17 protein-coding genes are annotated in these 17,067 nt (G+C 32.3%); 12 read left to right on the top strand and 5 right to left on the bottom strand.

Annotation, left to right across the window (positions count from 1 at the left end; all coding sequences use genetic code 11):
- Positions 1–294 precede the first annotated feature (294 nt).
- Entirely contained in the window at positions 295–1,143 is an 849-nt protein-coding gene (locus ACFO3N_RS10870) for an NAD(P)H-hydrate dehydratase (RefSeq protein WP_379798153.1), read from the bottom strand.
- Between the two features lie 280 nt (positions 1,144–1,423).
- On the opposite strand from ACFO3N_RS10870, the gene gcvT reads away from it, so the two are divergent.
- The 10 genes from gcvT to ACFO3N_RS10920 all read left to right on the top strand — a co-directional run bounded on the left by gcvT (position 1,424) and on the right by ACFO3N_RS10920 (position 9,669).
- Entirely contained in the window at positions 1,424–2,506 is a 1,083-nt protein-coding gene (gene gcvT, locus ACFO3N_RS10875) for a glycine cleavage system aminomethyltransferase GcvT (RefSeq protein ID WP_379797654.1), read from the top strand.
- Positions 2,507–2,705: 199 nt separating this feature from the next.
- The gene (locus tag ACFO3N_RS10880) at positions 2,706–4,742 is read left to right on the top strand and encodes a S41 family peptidase (RefSeq protein WP_379797656.1); all 2,037 of its coding nucleotides are present in this window, start codon (positions 2,706–2,708) and stop codon (positions 4,740–4,742) included.
- Positions 4,743–5,462: 720 nt separating this feature from the next.
- Complete coding sequence (locus tag ACFO3N_RS10885) at positions 5,463–6,176, top strand: YebC/PmpR family DNA-binding transcriptional regulator (protein WP_012024626.1); 714 nt, start codon at positions 5,463–5,465, stop codon at positions 6,174–6,176.
- A 75-nt stretch (positions 6,177–6,251) separates the two neighbouring features.
- Positions 6,252–6,662 (top strand): hypothetical protein, encoded by a 411-nt coding sequence (locus ACFO3N_RS10890; RefSeq protein WP_379797659.1) that lies wholly within the window; start codon positions 6,252–6,254, stop codon positions 6,660–6,662.
- 234 nt (positions 6,663–6,896) lie between these two features.
- Positions 6,897–7,385, top strand: a complete 489-nt coding sequence (locus ACFO3N_RS10895; RefSeq protein WP_379797661.1) for a hypothetical protein — start codon at positions 6,897–6,899, stop codon at positions 7,383–7,385.
- A gap of 22 nt (positions 7,386–7,407) precedes the next feature.
- Positions 7,408–7,797: a hypothetical protein gene (locus tag ACFO3N_RS10900; protein WP_379797663.1), complete on the top strand. Its 390-nt coding sequence runs from the start codon at positions 7,408–7,410 to the stop codon at positions 7,795–7,797.
- Positions 7,798–7,800: 3 nt separating this feature from the next.
- On the top strand, positions 7,801–8,373 hold the full coding sequence (locus ACFO3N_RS10905) for an SUKH-3 domain-containing protein (protein ID WP_379797665.1): 573 nt from the start codon (positions 7,801–7,803) through the stop codon (positions 8,371–8,373).
- A gap of 10 nt (positions 8,374–8,383) precedes the next feature.
- On the top strand, positions 8,384–8,845 hold the full coding sequence (locus ACFO3N_RS10910; RefSeq protein ID WP_379797667.1) for a hypothetical protein: 462 nt from the start codon (positions 8,384–8,386) through the stop codon (positions 8,843–8,845).
- Between the two features lie 105 nt (positions 8,846–8,950).
- The gene (locus tag ACFO3N_RS10915; protein ID WP_379797669.1) at positions 8,951–9,157 is read left to right on the top strand and encodes a hypothetical protein; all 207 of its coding nucleotides are present in this window, start codon (positions 8,951–8,953) and stop codon (positions 9,155–9,157) included.
- A 62-nt stretch (positions 9,158–9,219) separates the two neighbouring features.
- Positions 9,220–9,669: a hypothetical protein gene (locus ACFO3N_RS10920; RefSeq protein ID WP_379797672.1), complete on the top strand. Its 450-nt coding sequence runs from the start codon at positions 9,220–9,222 to the stop codon at positions 9,667–9,669.
- Between the two features lie 95 nt (positions 9,670–9,764).
- Here ACFO3N_RS10920 and ACFO3N_RS10925 read toward each other — a convergent pair whose 3' ends face one another.
- Positions 9,765–10,673 carry a LamG domain-containing protein gene (locus tag ACFO3N_RS10925; RefSeq protein WP_379797674.1) on the bottom strand — a complete coding sequence of 303 codons (909 nt, stop codon included), beginning with the start codon at positions 10,671–10,673 and terminating at the stop codon, positions 9,765–9,767.
- Between the two features lie 355 nt (positions 10,674–11,028).
- Between ACFO3N_RS10925 and ACFO3N_RS10930 the strand changes: the two genes are divergently transcribed.
- Entirely contained in the window at positions 11,029–12,048 is a 1,020-nt protein-coding gene (locus ACFO3N_RS10930; RefSeq protein WP_379797676.1) for a DUF481 domain-containing protein, read from the top strand.
- 103 nt (positions 12,049–12,151) lie between these two features.
- On the opposite strand, the gene ACFO3N_RS10935 is transcribed toward ACFO3N_RS10930, so the two are convergent.
- The 3 genes from ACFO3N_RS10935 to ACFO3N_RS10945 all read right to left on the bottom strand — a co-directional run bounded on the left by ACFO3N_RS10935 (position 12,152) and on the right by ACFO3N_RS10945 (position 16,573).
- Complete coding sequence (locus ACFO3N_RS10935) at positions 12,152–13,048, bottom strand: LamG-like jellyroll fold domain-containing protein (protein ID WP_379797678.1); 897 nt, start codon at positions 13,046–13,048, stop codon at positions 12,152–12,154.
- Positions 13,049–13,399: 351 nt separating this feature from the next.
- The gene (locus ACFO3N_RS10940; RefSeq protein WP_095930895.1) at positions 13,400–14,440 is read right to left on the bottom strand and encodes a PLP-dependent cysteine synthase family protein; all 1,041 of its coding nucleotides are present in this window, start codon (positions 14,438–14,440) and stop codon (positions 13,400–13,402) included.
- Between the two features lie 72 nt (positions 14,441–14,512).
- A complete protein-coding gene (locus ACFO3N_RS10945) occupies positions 14,513–16,573 on the bottom strand; it encodes a S9 family peptidase (RefSeq protein ID WP_379797681.1) in 2,061 nt (686 codons plus the stop codon).
- A gap of 144 nt (positions 16,574–16,717) precedes the next feature.
- Here ACFO3N_RS10945 and ACFO3N_RS10950 point away from each other — a divergent pair, with 144 nt between their 5' ends.
- Complete coding sequence (locus tag ACFO3N_RS10950; protein WP_276174292.1) at positions 16,718–17,038, top strand: YbaB/EbfC family nucleoid-associated protein; 321 nt, start codon at positions 16,718–16,720, stop codon at positions 17,036–17,038.
- Positions 17,039–17,067: the final 29 nt, after the last annotated feature.

Below are 17,067 nucleotides of genomic sequence, written 5' to 3' on the forward strand. Positions count from 1 at the left end.
GGAAAAAATAAAATGAGTGTTTTAAATGCCGTGAGAAACAAAATAATCCATCGAGTTTTTGCGGTAATAAAAAACCAAACCTTTTATGAAAAAGATTTGGTTTTATCATAGAAATCAGGATGACAAACTGGATGTTGTACTCTTAATAATAAAAACCTTTGCGTTCCTTCGACTTCATTCAAGATGACAAAGAAAAAAAGAAACTACTTTGTGATCTTAAAAAAGCGAAGCAACTTAAAAACTCAGCGTCCTTTGCGAAAAAACTTTGTGCTCTCTGCGTTAAAATAAAATCTCTTAAACATCTAAACTCAAAAAAGCTTTTCCTAAGTACTTAATAATAGTAGAAGCCGTAAAAGACTCATAACCCGTTTTGGGCAAGGCTAAATCGGCTGTTAGTCCGTGGAGGTAGACGCCAAATTTTGAGGCGTATTTGGGTTCGTAGCCTTGTGCTAAAAGACTGGTGAGGATTCCGGTTAAGGTATCTCCGCTTCCTGCTGTTGCTAAAGCTGCGTTTCCTGTTGTGTTTTCGTATACCGAAGTTCTGTTGATAATGTAGGTTGGTGCGCCCTTCATAACTACAATGACTTTGTATTTTTCTGAAAAAGCGATTGTTTTTTGAAATTTCTCAGCTTCTGAATTCCATTTTCCTATCAAACGTTCCAATTCTTTTGGGTGAGGCGTTAAGATGGTATCTTCTGGAACTAATTCTAACCAAGATAAATTTTCTGAAATAATATTCAACGCATCTGCATCGAGAACTAAAGGGGCCTTATTGACTCTTAAAAATTCAAATAAAGCTTTTTGTGCTCCCAGCTCCTTTCCTATTCCTGGGCCAATTCCAACTGCTTGCGGAATTAGTGGCAGATGAATATTGGTTATAAAATTCACGTTTTCATCAGTTGCCACCATCACTTCTGGAATGGAGATTTGAAGTATTTGATAACCGCATTTGGGTACAAAAGTTGTTACGAGTCCGCAGCCTGTTTTTAGACAGGATTTTGAAGCTAAAACCGCTGCTCCTATTTTGCCATAACTTCCGGCAATAATCACCGCATGACCTTGGGTTCCTTTATGTGCTTTGGAATCTATTGGTTTGTATAATTTCAGAATCTCTTCTTTTGTAATTAAATACGATGATTTCATTTGAATACTTTTATATAATAAAATTACATAAAAAATCGAAATCATGATTGTTCTTTTGAAACTGTTAGCCCTAGCCCTGATTACTTCACCATATTTTTATTTTTTATAGGAGTTCAGTGAACTTCGTTTGAAGCGGTATCCTTTTTGTTTTTTCTTTAAAAGCAAAAGATATAGCGGATAGCAGGAAATAGCTCCTAATTATTGCGAAATTTATAATTTAAGACATTCAAATTTGATATTTTTTGAATAGATTTGCAAAATAATTTTATAAAACAACACAATGAAAAATACTGCGCTTACGCACATACATGAAGGTTTAGGAGCGAAAATGCTTCCTTTTGCTGGTTATAATATGCCTATTACTTATGAAGGGGTTAATGCTGAACACGAAACGGTTCGTAACGGCGTAGGAGTTTTTGACGTTTCGCATATGGGTGAATTTTTGTTGACAGGTCCAAATGCTTTGGCTTTGATTCAAAAAGTGACTTCAAACGATGCATCTACTTTGACAATTGGAAGAGCGCAATATTCTTGTCTTCCAAATAATGAAGGTGGAATTGTTGATGATTTGATTATTTATAAAATGAAAGAAGAGCAGTATTTACTAGTTGTAAATGCTTCGAATATTGAAAAAGACTGGAACTGGATTTCTTCTCACAATGATTTGGGAGTTGAGATGAAGAATATTTCTGAAGACTATTCTTTATTGGCGATTCAAGGTCCAAAAGCGGTTGAAGCTATGCAGGCTTTGACTTCTGTAAATTTATCTGAAATTGCTTATTATCATTTTGAAGTTGGTGATTTTGCTGGAATTGAGCATGTAATTATTTCTGCTACAGGTTATACTGGTTCTGGCGGATTTGAAATTTACTGTAAAAACAATGAAGTAGAACAAGTTTGGAATAAAGTTTTTGAAGCTGGAGCATCTTACGGAATTAAACCAATTGGTCTTGCAGCTCGTGATACTTTACGTCTTGAAATGGGATTCTGTCTTTACGGAAATGATATTAACGACACAACTTCTCCACTTGAAGCTGGTTTAGGATGGATTACGAAATTCACAAAAGATTTCACTAATTCTGAAGCGCTTAAAAAACAAAAAGAAGCTGGTGTTACAAGAAAATTAGTTGCTTTTGAAATGCAAGAGCGCGCTGTGCCAAGACATGATTACGAAATTGTTGATGGTTCTGGAGCAGTAATCGGAATTGTAACTTCTGGAACTATGTCTCCTTCTATGAATAAAGGAATTGGTTTAGGATATGTAACCGTTGCAAATAGTGCGGTTGACAGCGATATTTTTATTAGAATTAGAAAAAATGATGTTCCTGCAAAAGTGGTTAAATTACCGTTTTACAAGAAATAAGTTTTGACTTTATAGTTTAAAAATGCGTTACGATTGTAACGCATTTTTTTTTCTTCAAAATAGGCAAATTCAAGTTAAATTATTTGGTGTACGTTCGTTTAACGATTAAAAACTTTTCATTGTCGATATTTTGCTAAAAAACCTACAATTTGTAAAAAAATTAGTGTAACTTTAATCATGAACCCATGAATTTCCATTTATGAAAAAGATTTCACTACTCCTTTTTTTGCTGACATCAACTATATCCATTGGTCAGAACAGCGCAGAAACTTGTGAAATATTAAACAAAATAAATGCGCTTATTCAGGCAGAACACTTACGGCCAAAACCAGTTGATGACAGTCTTTCTGTGTTTGTTTTTGACAATCTTATTAACGAACTTGATCCTTCACGCAATATTTTTTTTAAGAGCGAATATGACGAATTGGCTCAGAAATACCGTTACAATCTCGACAATTTAATTTTAAAGAACGACTGCAGTTTTCTTACCGATATTAAAGCTACATACATCAACGGCCTTTTACGCACTAAAAAAGTTTTAGAAAAAATTCAGACCATTCCGATTGATTATACCAAGAAAGATACGATCCGTTTTTATAAAAAATCTTTTGCTTTTTACTTGAAGAAAGAAGACTTAGAAAAGGTTTGGGTAAAAAAACTGCGTTATCAAATCTTAGATGATATTGTTGAAACGAGCGATAATCTCGATTCTTTAAAAACCAATTTCAAATCTATCGAACAAGCCTCTAAAAATCAAATCCTTACAAATGAAATCTGTCGTTTTAATTCGCTAATAGATTCTAACACCAAACAGGAAGAAAAACTATACAATTTCTTCTGCACCTATTTTGACCCTCATACTGCTTATTTTAGCGATGATTCTAAAACGAGTTTTGTTGCTTCTTTGTCTAAAGAACATTTATCGCTTGGAATGACGGTAAACCTCAACGAGAAAAACGAAATTATTATCGATGAGGTAGATCCAAACGGACCGGCGTATCAGACTGGACAGATAAAAAAAGGCGATCAGATTATTTCGATTTCCAATCAGAAAGAAACACTTCAAGTTTCTTGTGCTTCTTTGGAGTCTATATCGTCCATGATTTTATCTGAAAACAATAAGCATATTACGCTTACTTTAAAACGCAATTCGGGCAAAAATTTTGATGTTTATATTGAAAAACAAATGATGAAAGATGAAGAAAATTCTGTTTTCAGTTTCATCATTGGCAAAGACAGTAAAATTGGATATATAAAAATTCCGAGTTTCTATGCCGATCTTGATGGCAACAGCAGAAAAGGCTGTGCAGATGACGTGGCGCGCGAGGTTATAAAACTGCAAAGAGACAGCATACAAGGACTTGTTATTGATCTTATAGACAATGGCGGCGGCTCTATGGAAGAAGCCATAAAACTGGCTGGAATGTTTGTAGATTACGGTCCGCTTTCGATTGTAATAGATAACAAAAAAGAGAAATCTGTTATTAACGATCCGTTTAAAGGCGTTATTTATCGTGGTCCAATTGTAGTTTTGGTAAATAGCAATACGGCTTCAGCAAGCGAGTTTTTTGCTTCTATTATGCAAGATTATAACCGTGCGCTTTTGCTAGGAAGCAATACCCTCGGAAAAGCCACAATGCAGACTATTCTTCCGCTTGAAGAAGATAAAAATACCGATTTCTTAAAAATTACAATCAATAAATTTTACAGGATTACGGGCAAAAGTCATCAATATATCGGCGTAAAGCCAGATGTTGTACTACCTGAATTTTACGAAGATATTTACCAAAAAGAAAGCGACTTTCCGACGGCTATAAAAAACGACAGCATCGAACCGTTCTTAAAATACAAGACGTATGTAAAGCGAAATCTGATAGACAAAATTGCTAAAAACAGCTCGGCGAGATTATCAGACAATTATTTTTTCAATAACATTAAAAAGATTAACCTTAAAATAGATCAAATTGTGAATGCTCCTAAAGCCGAAATTCCAATGACATTAGATTCGGTTTTCAAGCAGAAAAAGACATTAGGTGAACTTTGGACAGAGATCAATACTTTTAATGATGAAAATAATCCGCTTGATGTGTACAATTCTAGCGTTAATCAGTTTCTTCTAGGCGCTTATCCAAATGATAAAACGATCAATCAATATCAAATGGATAATCTTAAAACCAATCCGTACCTCAACGAAGCTGTAAATATCATTAATGAGTTTAACGGAATTAGTAAATAATGATTTTGTTTCAGGTTTCAGGTTTCAGGTTTCAGGTTTAACTGCATGAGATTTTTTTTACCGCAAAGTGCGCAAAGGTTTACGCAAAGAACGCCAAGAAGTTTTTTAAGTTAAGTTATAAAATAAAAGAGTTCGCAAAGCTTTATCTATTTCGCTTTGCGAACTTTGTGTTTATAAGCGTAATCTTAAATAAAAAAAACTTTGCGCACTTTGCGTTTAAAATCAGCGTAAGCATTCAACTTGAAACAAAAAAGAACAAATATCTTTAATGAGTTTAATGGAATTATCAAATAATGATCTGGTTTCAGGTTTAACTGCATGAGTTTTTTTTTACCGCAAAGTGCGCAAAGATTTACGCAAAGAACGCCAAGAAGTTTTTTAAGTTAAGTTATAAAATAAAAGAGTTCGCAAAGCTTTATCCATTTCGCTTTGCGAACTTTGTGTTTATAAGCGTAATCTTAAATAAAAAAAACTTTGCGCACTTTGCGTTTAAAATCAGCGTAATCCAATCAACTTGAAACCTGAAACAAAAAAGAACAAATATCCAAAGCTATATAAATAAAACTTTGCGAACCTTGCGTAAACCTTTGCGCACTTTGCGGTTAAATTCAACACAACCTAAATAACTTGAAACCTGAAACCTGAAACAAAAAAGAACAATTTTGTTTTTGTAAAAATTAGGAAAACCTTATTTTTGCATCACAAAACTAAAAATTAGAAATGGGAAGAGCGTTCGAATTTAGAAAAGGAAGAAAAATGAAACGTTGGTCTGCAATGGCCAAAACGTTTACCAGAATTGGTAAAGATATCGTAATGGCTGTTAAAGAAGGTGGACCAAACCCAGATGCCAATTCTAGATTAAGAGCTGTTATACAAAATGCGAAGGCTGCCAACATGCCTAAGGACAATGTGGAGCGCGCGATTAAAAATGCAAGTAATAAAGATACTGCTAACTATAAAGAAATTTTGTTTGAAGGATATGCTCCTCACGGAATTGCAATCTTAATTGAAACTGCTTCTGATAACAATAACAGAACTGTAGCTAATATTCGTAGTTATTTCAACAAATGCAACGGAACAATGGGAACTCAAGGTTCTGTTGAGTTTATGTTTGACCACACTTGCAACTTCAGAATTGCAAAAGATGGTATCGACGCTGAGGAATTAGAATTAGAACTTATCGATTTTGGTGCTGAAGAGGTTTTTGAAGACGAAGACGGAATTTTAATCTATGCTCCTTTTGGAAGTTTTGGTGCTTTGCAGAAAGAATTAGAAAATAGAGGTCTTGAAATCCTTTCTTCTGGTTTTGAGCGTATTCCGCAGATCACTAAAGAATTAACTGAAGCTCAAATTGCTGATGTTGAAAAACTAATCGAGAAAATCGAAGAAGATGATGACGTTATGAACGTTTATCATACCATGAAAGAAGAATAGTCTTTCTATCAAATATATTAAAAAAGCTCTGGATTTTTCTGGAGCTTTTTTTTACCCTAAATACAAATTCGTAAAATGATGAATTCTTATTTTAATAAATTTCAGGATGGAATATTTGTAATTATCAAATTAGACAATAAGCCATCTATTTATTTTGGAGAAAATTCATGGTGGCTTTTAGACGATTGGGAAAATGAAATTCTGAACAATAAATACTTACAAGAAATAGAACCTTTAAAAATTGAATTTGAAAGTATTTATAATGCATTTAAAACCGAATATTCCAATTTAAATAAAAGCACTTATAATAATTTTCTTCCAAGTTTGTACATTGATTTTGACCATAAAAAGCTTTATAGCAACTTCTTTGATCAGTCTTTAGAAAATAGAATTATGGAAGGCTGGAAAGGTATTTTTATAGAAAATCAAGTTCAGTTTTTAGAACTGATTCCTGAAAATTACAAGTATTGGAAATATAAAAATTAAAATTTCTAAAACTTTTCCTGTTTCAATTTATTTGGGCTTTAGTTTCAAATAAAAAATTATATTTGCTACTATCAGATATAAACTAATTTAAATCTTCAATTATGCAATCATCAAAATTTATGAAATTTGCTGTAATAGCCCTTGTAATCTTATTTATTGTGATTAGTGTTATTAGCTAAAAAAATATAAGTCTTTTGGTTTTCAGAAGACTTTTTATTTAAACAAATTCTCTAAATGAAACTAATAGAAAATTTCTACTGTATCCAATCTGAAATTTTCGGTGATGGAAGCACAAATAATCTTGAAGGAATAAGTTCAATAAAAACAGAGTTGATAAGACCTTCAATAAAAATCTCAAATATAGAATCTGCAGAGAAAAAGACCTACACAAAAAGATTAGTTGCTGATGATACTTTTACAATAAATGAGTTATTATTTTTATCCAAAACATACGGATTTGAAATTGAAGAACATGCTCGTTATGAAGGATATTACGTAAGCGTTCTAAAAATCCATAAACTGTATAATAGTCCTGGCGATATTACTTTAATTGAATCTGGCGATAAAGAATATCTAATGATTGAATTTCGTCGCTGGCAGTATGAATATCAGCCTAGAGGAGCTGGAGAAGATAGTTTAGGAGAAGATGTAACTTATATTCTTGGAATTTGGGAATCTCCATTACTGACAGATGAAATAATTGCAAAAATAAAAAGGCGATAATTAAAAGTCAGGCTACTCAACTATGACCAAAATTTCAATTATAAAAAAAATACAATTAGGTGGCGAAAGATCGTTTCCAATTGAAACTCCTGATTCTGAAGTATATTTTAATTTCTACTGCGGAAACGGAGGAATAAAACATGAAGTTATTATTTCTTTTAAAAACTCTAATTTTTTAAGCTCATTAATCGAAACTGGTTTGATAACAAATCATGATTTAGCCCAAAACAATATAGTTAAACTAGAATATTTGGAGGATCAAAACGCACTATTTTCATTTAGGTATCAGATTTGTAATTTTAAAGATTGCCAGAACACTTATCTTTTAATTTTTGAGGTTCATGAAAATAGAGGTTATTATGGCTTTTTTATACATGGAGTTTTACAGATAGAAAAAATAATTATTGAATAGTTTATGGATAAAAAAGAGCTTTTTAAAGACGCACTTATCAATGCAGGATGGTATGAAGGAAGAAACATAAAAGACGAAATTGAAAATACACCTCTTTATAAAATGTTTCCACCGAAAATTCAAGATTTTTATTGTGAATTTGGCGGTCTGACCCTTCATGCTGAGAATAAACTAGAAACAATGATTATCAATATAGATCATTTTAGCAATCTAAAAGTTGTAGAATACTATAATTTTAAGATTTATAGAATAAATGATGAAATTGATTTTAAAAAGGATAATCTTGAGTATTATTATTCAACATTGATTGGCACACCATTGTATTATGTTGCTGGATTAATCGAAAATAACTCAGTCCATATGGATGAAAATGGCAATTTTTATATCATAGACTTTATCCCCCAATTTACTTGGGTTTCAGATAATGCTTTTGAGGCTCTTCTCAAAATAGTAATAGGTTCAGCATATATGTACATTTTTAATGAGCACACTATGAAATGGATGCCTCCCGCTGGAAAAGAATTACCTCACCCTCTGCCTATTAACCCATTGTTTAAAGATAATCCTTGGGATTAAAAACCTTTGAATGGAAAGAAGAGTCGTTTACATTCGAAAAAATTATAAAATAACTCATCTTAGAACAATGAATTTAAAAAACGAATTAGAAAAAACTTTCAATTACCTTTTTTTTGACGGCTTAAAACTGTATAAAGTAGCCAATCAATACTATGATTGGTTTAGTTCTGATGATTACGCTATTTGGAGTAATTCGTATGTAGAATTAAACCATAAAAGAATTTATATTATTAAAGAAAATGTCAAGGTATTATCGACCTTTAGATTCTATACTAAGGAAGAACTCGAATCAATATCTTCAAAATATAATTTTCAAATCAAAGAAGAAGATGGCGTTTATTATGCTTTTACAGAAGCTCACAACTCTAGACAATTTGAAATTTCAGAAAACGATGAGCTAATTGTTATTTACTGCACCAATGGAAGTTATGCGCCTGAAAGCATTTTCATTTATGGAGTTTATGAAAAATAAAAAATGACAAGAAACTATTTGAACTCATTTTAAACTAGACCTAAAAATAGCTAAAGATAACATTTAGATTATATTTGCAACACCTCAAATAATTAAAACTAAAAAATGCAAACATCAAAAATCACAAGAATTGCTGTAGTCGCACTAGTTCTTTTGTTCCTAGTATTAAGTGTAATTAGCTGCAGTACACATACACACGTTCACAACCACCCTGCTCCATCTGGTAAAAAAATACCACCAGGACAAGCCAAAAAAATGAATGGAGATAAAAGCGCAAAAGCTTATGCTCCTGGCCAGCAGAAAAAGAGATAATTTACAAGCCTTCTGAAATTCAGAAGGTTTTTTTATATGAAAATAAATTTAACTTAGCATTAATGAGAAAACTGCTAGCCTACATTACATTAGTCTTTGCTATTGGTGGATTAATTTCTGAATTAACACATAATTTCAGGGATCTCAAATTAATATATTATAATTTGGATCCAGCCAAATATTATGAAAAAGATAAATTATACATTTATAAGATAGAGAATAATAATTCCTCCAATTCAAGCGGATCTAATTCTTGGTATTATGGTGTTTTAGAAAAACAAAAAATAAATGAAAACATATACTATTCTACTTCTTATTTAATGGAAAATACCTCGCTAGATACAAAGGGACAATATTTAAAAGTGTGGTATTGCAAAAATGTAAACAAAACTATATTACGAGATACAAATGAACTACAACCTACAATTTATATTAAAGGTATAATTATTTATGCACTGATTTTACTCATAATTCCTTGTCTGATTTCTATTTTTAAAAAAAGTAAAAGTTAAACAGTTGTTCTTAAATCTTATTTCTTTAAATTCTCAAAACGAAAATGAAGGCTACTTAATTAAACGCAACAAAGACATTACACAAACCTTAATGATTATTTTTTAGAACCATTAATAACCTTAATCAAATAAGTTCCTTCGGGCAAATCAGTAATATTAGAGGCATTGGCACTCATTATTTGCTTTCCTTGTGAGAAAACCTCAATGGTTTTACCACTTTTATTGGTTTCTGCTGAAGTCGCGGGAGCTGCAGTCTTTACAGGCATAGCTGCTACAACAGCTTTTTTTGATGTAATTGAAGTTGCAGGACTTGAGACGGGTACGCTTTCCGTTATTGGTCCACCACTTGGTTTTGAACTATTATACGCTTCCCTCACTTGTTCGTCTGTCATGGCAACACTATACAATCTTAAATCGTCAATATCTGCATTGATACTCGTTGAGGTATTCAATTTTCCAAGATTTAAAATATAACCTTTTGCAGAACGCTGAATTCCTTCGGCAGATTTTAGCAATTCGCCATTTCGGTAGATTTTAGAAATATTTCCATCATAGGTAATACTATAAAAATACCAAGTTTCTTTTACTAAAGGCACAGAAACAATTACATTATTTGCGTCTCCCCATCCTACCAAACTCAAATCTGAATTGCTTCCAGACACAGGCTGCTGCACTAATCCAAAGTATTGTCCGTTTACTGCTGCACCGTAACCCAAAATATAATTCGGAATATTTACCGCATTAAATTTTACCCAAACCGATATTGTTTTGGGTTTATTATCCTGAGGAAGCTCACCTACTACTGCCTGATAAGCCTTACTGGTAAGCCTTAAAGCACTTTTAGGACTTCCCGTTCTGTCATTTACAAAAAGCGGCGTGCCTAAAAACGAAATCGTATTATCGGTACTGTTCAAATTTCCATTGAAATTAAATTCCTGTACCGGATTTTGCGCGTTAGCAGTTAAAAAATTTACAAACATTAAAGTGAGTAATATTTTTTTCATAGTAGTAGCTTTTATCAGAATAGTTTTGGTTTAGGGCAAATAGCAACTGACTGTAAAATTTAAATTCATTAGATTTTACAGTTCTAAAATTTCGTTTATTATTTTTAGAAAATTTGTTAAAACTATAATTAAAATTCAGCATCTCCAAACAATTCCTACATACAAATGCATAATTCTCACAAAAACACTTAACAGCTTAAATAACCGCTTCTTCCAATTGCTTTAAGCGCTCTTCAACTTATCCATAATATTGGACAACATTCAAAACACTATTTTTTTGCTATTCTATCTTACATTACGTTTTTATTTCTAACTTTAACATTACAAGCTGGAAATCAAAGAAATAAATCTAGACATGAAGAAAATTTTACTATTATTTTTTCTTTTATTTTTCTTAAAAATCACTGCACAGATTTCTGACACTCTTGTATTGAAAAACAATGATATTATTGTAGGTGAAATAAAAACCATGAATAAAGGCATTGTACAGATTGAAACCGATTACAGTAAAGACGATTTTAAATTAGAATGGAAATACGTTAAAAGCATTGGCTCGGAAAGAGTTCATATTATCAACCTTTCTAATGGCAATCTATTAAACGGAAAAATTACCAAAACCAAAACTCCCAATAAATGTGAAATCACCAATGTGGAAACACAAACCAAAAGCATTGTTAATCTTGCCGATATTGTACGTATAAAACCGGTTGATGATAGTTTTTGGCACAGACTCGATGCCAGCTTTGATGCCGGAATCAAATTAACCAAAGCGCAAAGTTTACAGCAACTAACAATAAACGTAAATTTAGGCTACACTGCAAAAAAATGGTATGGAACTGCTATGTTTAAACAAATTCAATCGATACAAGATGATAGCGATCCTATACGAAGAATTGATACCGATGTTAGTTATGTACATTTACTGCCAAAGGATTATTTTATTCCGCTATCGGTGGTGACTTTAAAGAATACAGAACAGGATATTGATCTTCGTGTTGTTTCAAAAGCAGGTTTCGGAAAATATATCATTCATAGCAACAAAAAATACTGGGGAATCGCTTCCGGATTGTCTTTTAACCACGAACGTTTTACAGAAACTCCTGAACCGAATAAAAGTTTGGAGCTATTTTTAGGCAGCGATCTTAACTTATATGATATTGGTGATTTTAGCATTCAGTCTAAAGTGACCTTTTTTCCTAGTTTAACAGAAAGCAAAAGGATTCGTACCGATTTTTCTGTTGATACGAAATACGACTTGCCACTAGATTTTTTTATTAAACTTTCTTTTGTTTACAACTACGACAACAAACCAAAGCCAGGGGCATCTAAAGATGATTATGTGTTTCAGACCACTTTTGGATGGAAATTAGACTAAAAAAAAAGCCTCCTGAATACAGAAAGCTTTCCTTACTATTCCAAAAACTCAATTGCTTACGCAATAAAAAAAACTAACTAACATTTAAAAACTAAAAAACCATTTATTTTGAGGTAATTTTTTTTGATGGAGTACTGGTAATTTTTAATAAATAAGTCCCTTCTGGAAGATCGCTTATATTCGTTGCATTACTACCCATTAACTTTTGTCCTTGCGAATAAACTTCTACACTTTTTGTTATTCCACTAACATCGCCCGAAGCAATAATAGTTTGATTTGTTTTTGCTTTTACTGCCGATTTAGCTGTTTTAGCCTCTGCAACTGCTGCTACAAGCAAATTAGAAGCCTTTTCGCTCTCATATAACTCATTTACCTGATCTGGGGTCAGCGCTATATTATAAATCTTTAAATCGTCTATATCAGCATTTATTCCAACCATTGTATTAATTTCGCCCAATCTAAAAATATTTCCATTAGTAGACCTTACCATACCCTCTAGATATTTCAATAATTTACCATCGCGATATATCTTAGAAGTAGCTCCTTCGTAGGTAATCGTATAATTATACCAAATGTTCTTTTCAAGCGGTGTAGATACAATAACATCATTAGAAGCACCCCAAGCAGCCAAACTTAAATCGGAGTTAGAAGAAGTTGTTCCTTGCTGTAATAGCCCGCAATATTGCGCAGTAAGAGGACTTCCGTAACCCCAAATATAGTTTGCGTTTGAAATATCATTAAACTTAACCCAAATACTAATTGTTCTTGAGCTTTTTCCTTGAGGCAGGTTATCGATTACAGCTTCTAGAGCTTTATTATTTAATCGTTGAGCTCCTTTTATAACTCCAGCTCTGTCTGCTACAAAATTGTTGGTACCGATAAACGAAGTGGTGTTTGCCGTATTATTTAAAGTACCATTAAAGTTAAATTCCTGAATCGGTGTTTGCGCATTCACATTCAAATAACTTACAAACAATACTGTTAGTAGTAATTTTTTCATAATAGTAGATTTTAGGGATTAAACAACTATGTTATTTTAATACCTCTAAACTATATTATTATGGTATCGAGCTAAAATATTTCCGACAACTTACCTAAATACTCGTTAAAATAACGTTTTTTAATCATTTCATCTATAAAAAGTCATTTTTTAAAACTCAATAATTTTATTAAAACTTTAAATTAAATTTATTAATCTTAATAATTTCCTACGTATAAATACGGTATAATCAACAAAATAATAAATTTTAACTTTTACATGTTTGTTTACTTGCCGAAAAAGAAGCCAACAAAAAAAAACTCCATTCGAAATTACGAATGGAGTTTCTATATTAGAATAAAGTACTTTATACTACTTTACGAATTCAATTTTTTGAGCTTCTTCTTCGTTAACACTATCAAAGAAACCTTGCTCGTTCATCCAGTCATCGCTGAATACTTTACTCATGTAACGAGAACCATGATCTGGGAAGATGGCAATAATATTACTCTCTTTTGTAAATTCTCCTTCTTCAGCATATTGCTTAATAGCTTGCATTACTGCTCCAGAAGTATATCCAACAAATAAACCTTCTTTTCTAGTAATCTCTCTAGCAGAGTGAGCACTTTCTTCATCGGTTACTTTCATGAATTTATCAATAATATCAAAATCTGTAGCCGATGGGATTAAGTTCTTACCAAGACCTTCTATACGGTAAGGGTAAATTTCTTTGCTATCGAATTCTTTAGTCTCGTGGTATTTTTTCAATACAGAACCAAAAGCATCAACTCCTAAAATTCTAATATTTGGATTTTTTTCTTTTAAGAATTTTGCAGTTCCAGAGATAGTTCCTCCTGTTCCGCTGCAAGCAACTAAGTGCGTAATTTGTCCTTTTGTTTGTTCCCAAATCTCTGGACCTGTAGTGTTATAGTGAGCATCAATATTTAATTGATTGAAATATTGATTAATGTAGACTGAACCTTTTGTCTCTTCGTGCAAACGTTTTGCTACATTATAATAAGATCTTTCATCATCTGCAGAAACGTGAGCCGGACAGACATACACTTTGGCGCCTAAACTTCTCAACATGTCAATTTTATCTTTAGATGATTTTGAACTTACAGCCAAAATACAATTGTAACCTTTAATAATGCTTACCATTGCTAAACTAAATCCTGTATTACCAGATGTTGTTTCGATAATGGTATCTCCCGGAGATAGAATTCCTTTTCTTTCGGCTTCTTCAATAATATATAGTGCTATTCTATCTTTTGAGGAATGACCTGGGTTGAAAGCTTCTACCTTTGCGTAGAAATTTCCTTCTAACTCTTCGGTAATTTTATTTAGCTTAATAAGGGGGGTGTTTCCTATTAACTCTAAAACATTATTATAAGCAGTTATTTCTTCTTTCATAAAAAAATAGTTAATCAAAGGTCTTTTCTAAATTAACCTTGATAGGTTGCAAATTTAACAAAAAATTTCTAATTAGCTTTTAATTTTTTCTAAATCTAATAAAAAACTAAATTCTTTTGCTAAGTCTTTTAAAGCCTCAAAACGTCCCGAAGCCCCGCCATGACCTGCATCCATGTTGGTATCTAAAAACAAAAGTTTATTATTTGTTTTCAAATCTCGCAATTTTGCAACCCATTTAGCTGGCTCCCAATATTGTACCTGCGAATCATGAAGACCAGTAGACACATACATATTAGGATATTCTTGTGCTTTTACGTTATCGTAAGGCGAATACGACAACATATAATCGTAATATTCTTTCTTGTTTGGGTTCCCCCATTCGTCATACTCTCCAGTTGTAAGCGGAATACTGTCGTCCAACATCGTGGTAATTACGTCTACAAAAGGCACCTGAGCGATAACGCCATTATACAATTCAGGAGCTTCATTTACAATCACTCCCATTAAAAGTCCTCCAGCAGATCCTCCTTCAGCATAAAGATGTTCAGGAGAAGTGTACTTTTGGTCTATTACAAATTTAGAGCAATCGATGAAATCTGTAAAGGTATTTTTCTTTTTTAACAGTTTTCCGTCTTCATACCATTGTCTTCCTAGGTCCTCGCCTCCTCTAATATGGGCGATTGCATAAACAAATCCGCGGTCCAGAAGTGACAATCTTGTCGAAGAAAAGTACGTATCCATCGTAATTCCGTACGAACCGTATGCGTAAAGCAACAACGGATTTTTACCATTTTTCTCCAATCCTTTTCTGTAAACCATCGAAATAGGCACTTTTACGCCATCTCTGGCTGTTGCCCAAACTCTTTCTTCTATATAATTGTTCTTGTCAAATTTCCCTCCCAAAACCTCTTGTTCTTTCAAGATTTCTTTAGTTTTAGTCTTCATATTAAAATCAATTACAGAAGACGGCGTTGCCAATGATTGATAACTGTAACGCAAAATATCGGTATCAAAATCAACATTGGTTGTCGTGTACGCGTTATACGTTTCACTGCCAAAAGGAAGATAATAATCTGGCTCATCGCCCCAAGGCATGATCCTAATATGATTTAATCCGTTAGAACGTTCTTCTACGACCAAATAGTTCTTAAAAATTTCAATATCTTCCAACAAGACATCTTCTCTATGCGGAATAAGATCTACCCAGTTTTTCTTTCCTGTTTTACCTTCAGGCGTTTTCATCAATTTAAAATTGGTCGCCTTATCTTTATTGGTTAGAATATAAAAAGAATCTTCGTAATGAGAAATACTGTATTCTAACCCGCGTACACGAGGCTGAAAAACTGTAAATTCTCCATCTGGATTACTTGAATTTAGAATTCTATATTCCGTCGTTAATGTACTTCCAGAACCAATAACAATATATTTTCTTGATTTTTCTTTACTGATGGACACATTAAAAGTATCATCTATTTCATCAAAAACCAAAACATCATTTTCAGATGCTGTATTTAATTTATGTCTAAAAACCTTATCGGCTCTCAACGTAACTTGATCTTGTCTCACATAAAAAATAGTACTGTTGTCATTTGCCCACACTGAAGCACCTGTAACATTTTCTATTTTATCTGCTAAGATTTCACCAGTCTCTAAGTTTTTTATTTGAATCGTATAAATTCTTCTTCCAACAATATCTACTCCAAAACTAGCAAATTTGTTATCTGGACTAATGCTTAAACCACCTAATTTGAAATAAGCGTGTCCTTTTGCCATTTCGTTACAATTAAAAAGAATTTCTTCTTCGGCAGAAAGACTTCCTTTTTTTCTTGCAAAAATTGGATAATCCTGACCTGTTTCGAAACGTGTAATATAAAAGTATCCATTATAAAAATAAGGAACAGAAGAGTCGTCTTCTTTAATCCTTGATTTCATCTCTTCAAATAGACTATCTTTTAAATTTTGGGTATGAGAAGTCATGCTTTCGTAATAAGCATTCTCCTTATTTAGATAATCAATTACTTCAGAATCCTCTCGGTCATTAAGCCAGAAATAATTGTCAATCCTAGCTTCTTTATGTTTTTTTAATGTCTTTGGAATTATTTTAGCCTTTGGGGCCGATATATCATTTTGCATTTATTGAGCATTAATTTTTAAATATGAAGACGCAAAAATAGCACAAACCCAACAGAACAGAATTAATTTTTTCTTAAATTATTCTATTGAATTCACACAGCAATATAGTAATTTTGTCTGAAATAATTTAAAAAATCAACAAAAATGGATTTAATGGGAATGATGGGCAAACTTAAAGAAACCCAGCAAAAAATTGAAGATACTAAAAAGCGCTTAGATACTGTTTTGATTGATGAACAAAGCGCTGACGGATTATTAAAAGTTACTATCACTGCTAGTAGAAAAATAAAATCGCTTTCTATTGATGATTCTCTTTTAGAAGATAAAGAGCAATTAGAAGATTATTTGATCGTAACGCTAAACAAAGCAATTGAAAAAGCTACAAATGTAAACGAAAGAGAATTAGACGCCGTAGCCAGAATGGACATGCCGTCTATTCCTGGAATGGATAATCTTTTTAAATAAGAAAGATACAGAGATACAGAGTTGCAAAG

Origin of the sequence: Flavobacterium chungangensis, assembly GCF_042654045.1 — a bacterium.
Classification (GTDB): Bacteria; Bacteroidota; Bacteroidia; order Flavobacteriales; family Flavobacteriaceae; genus Flavobacterium; species Flavobacterium chungangensis.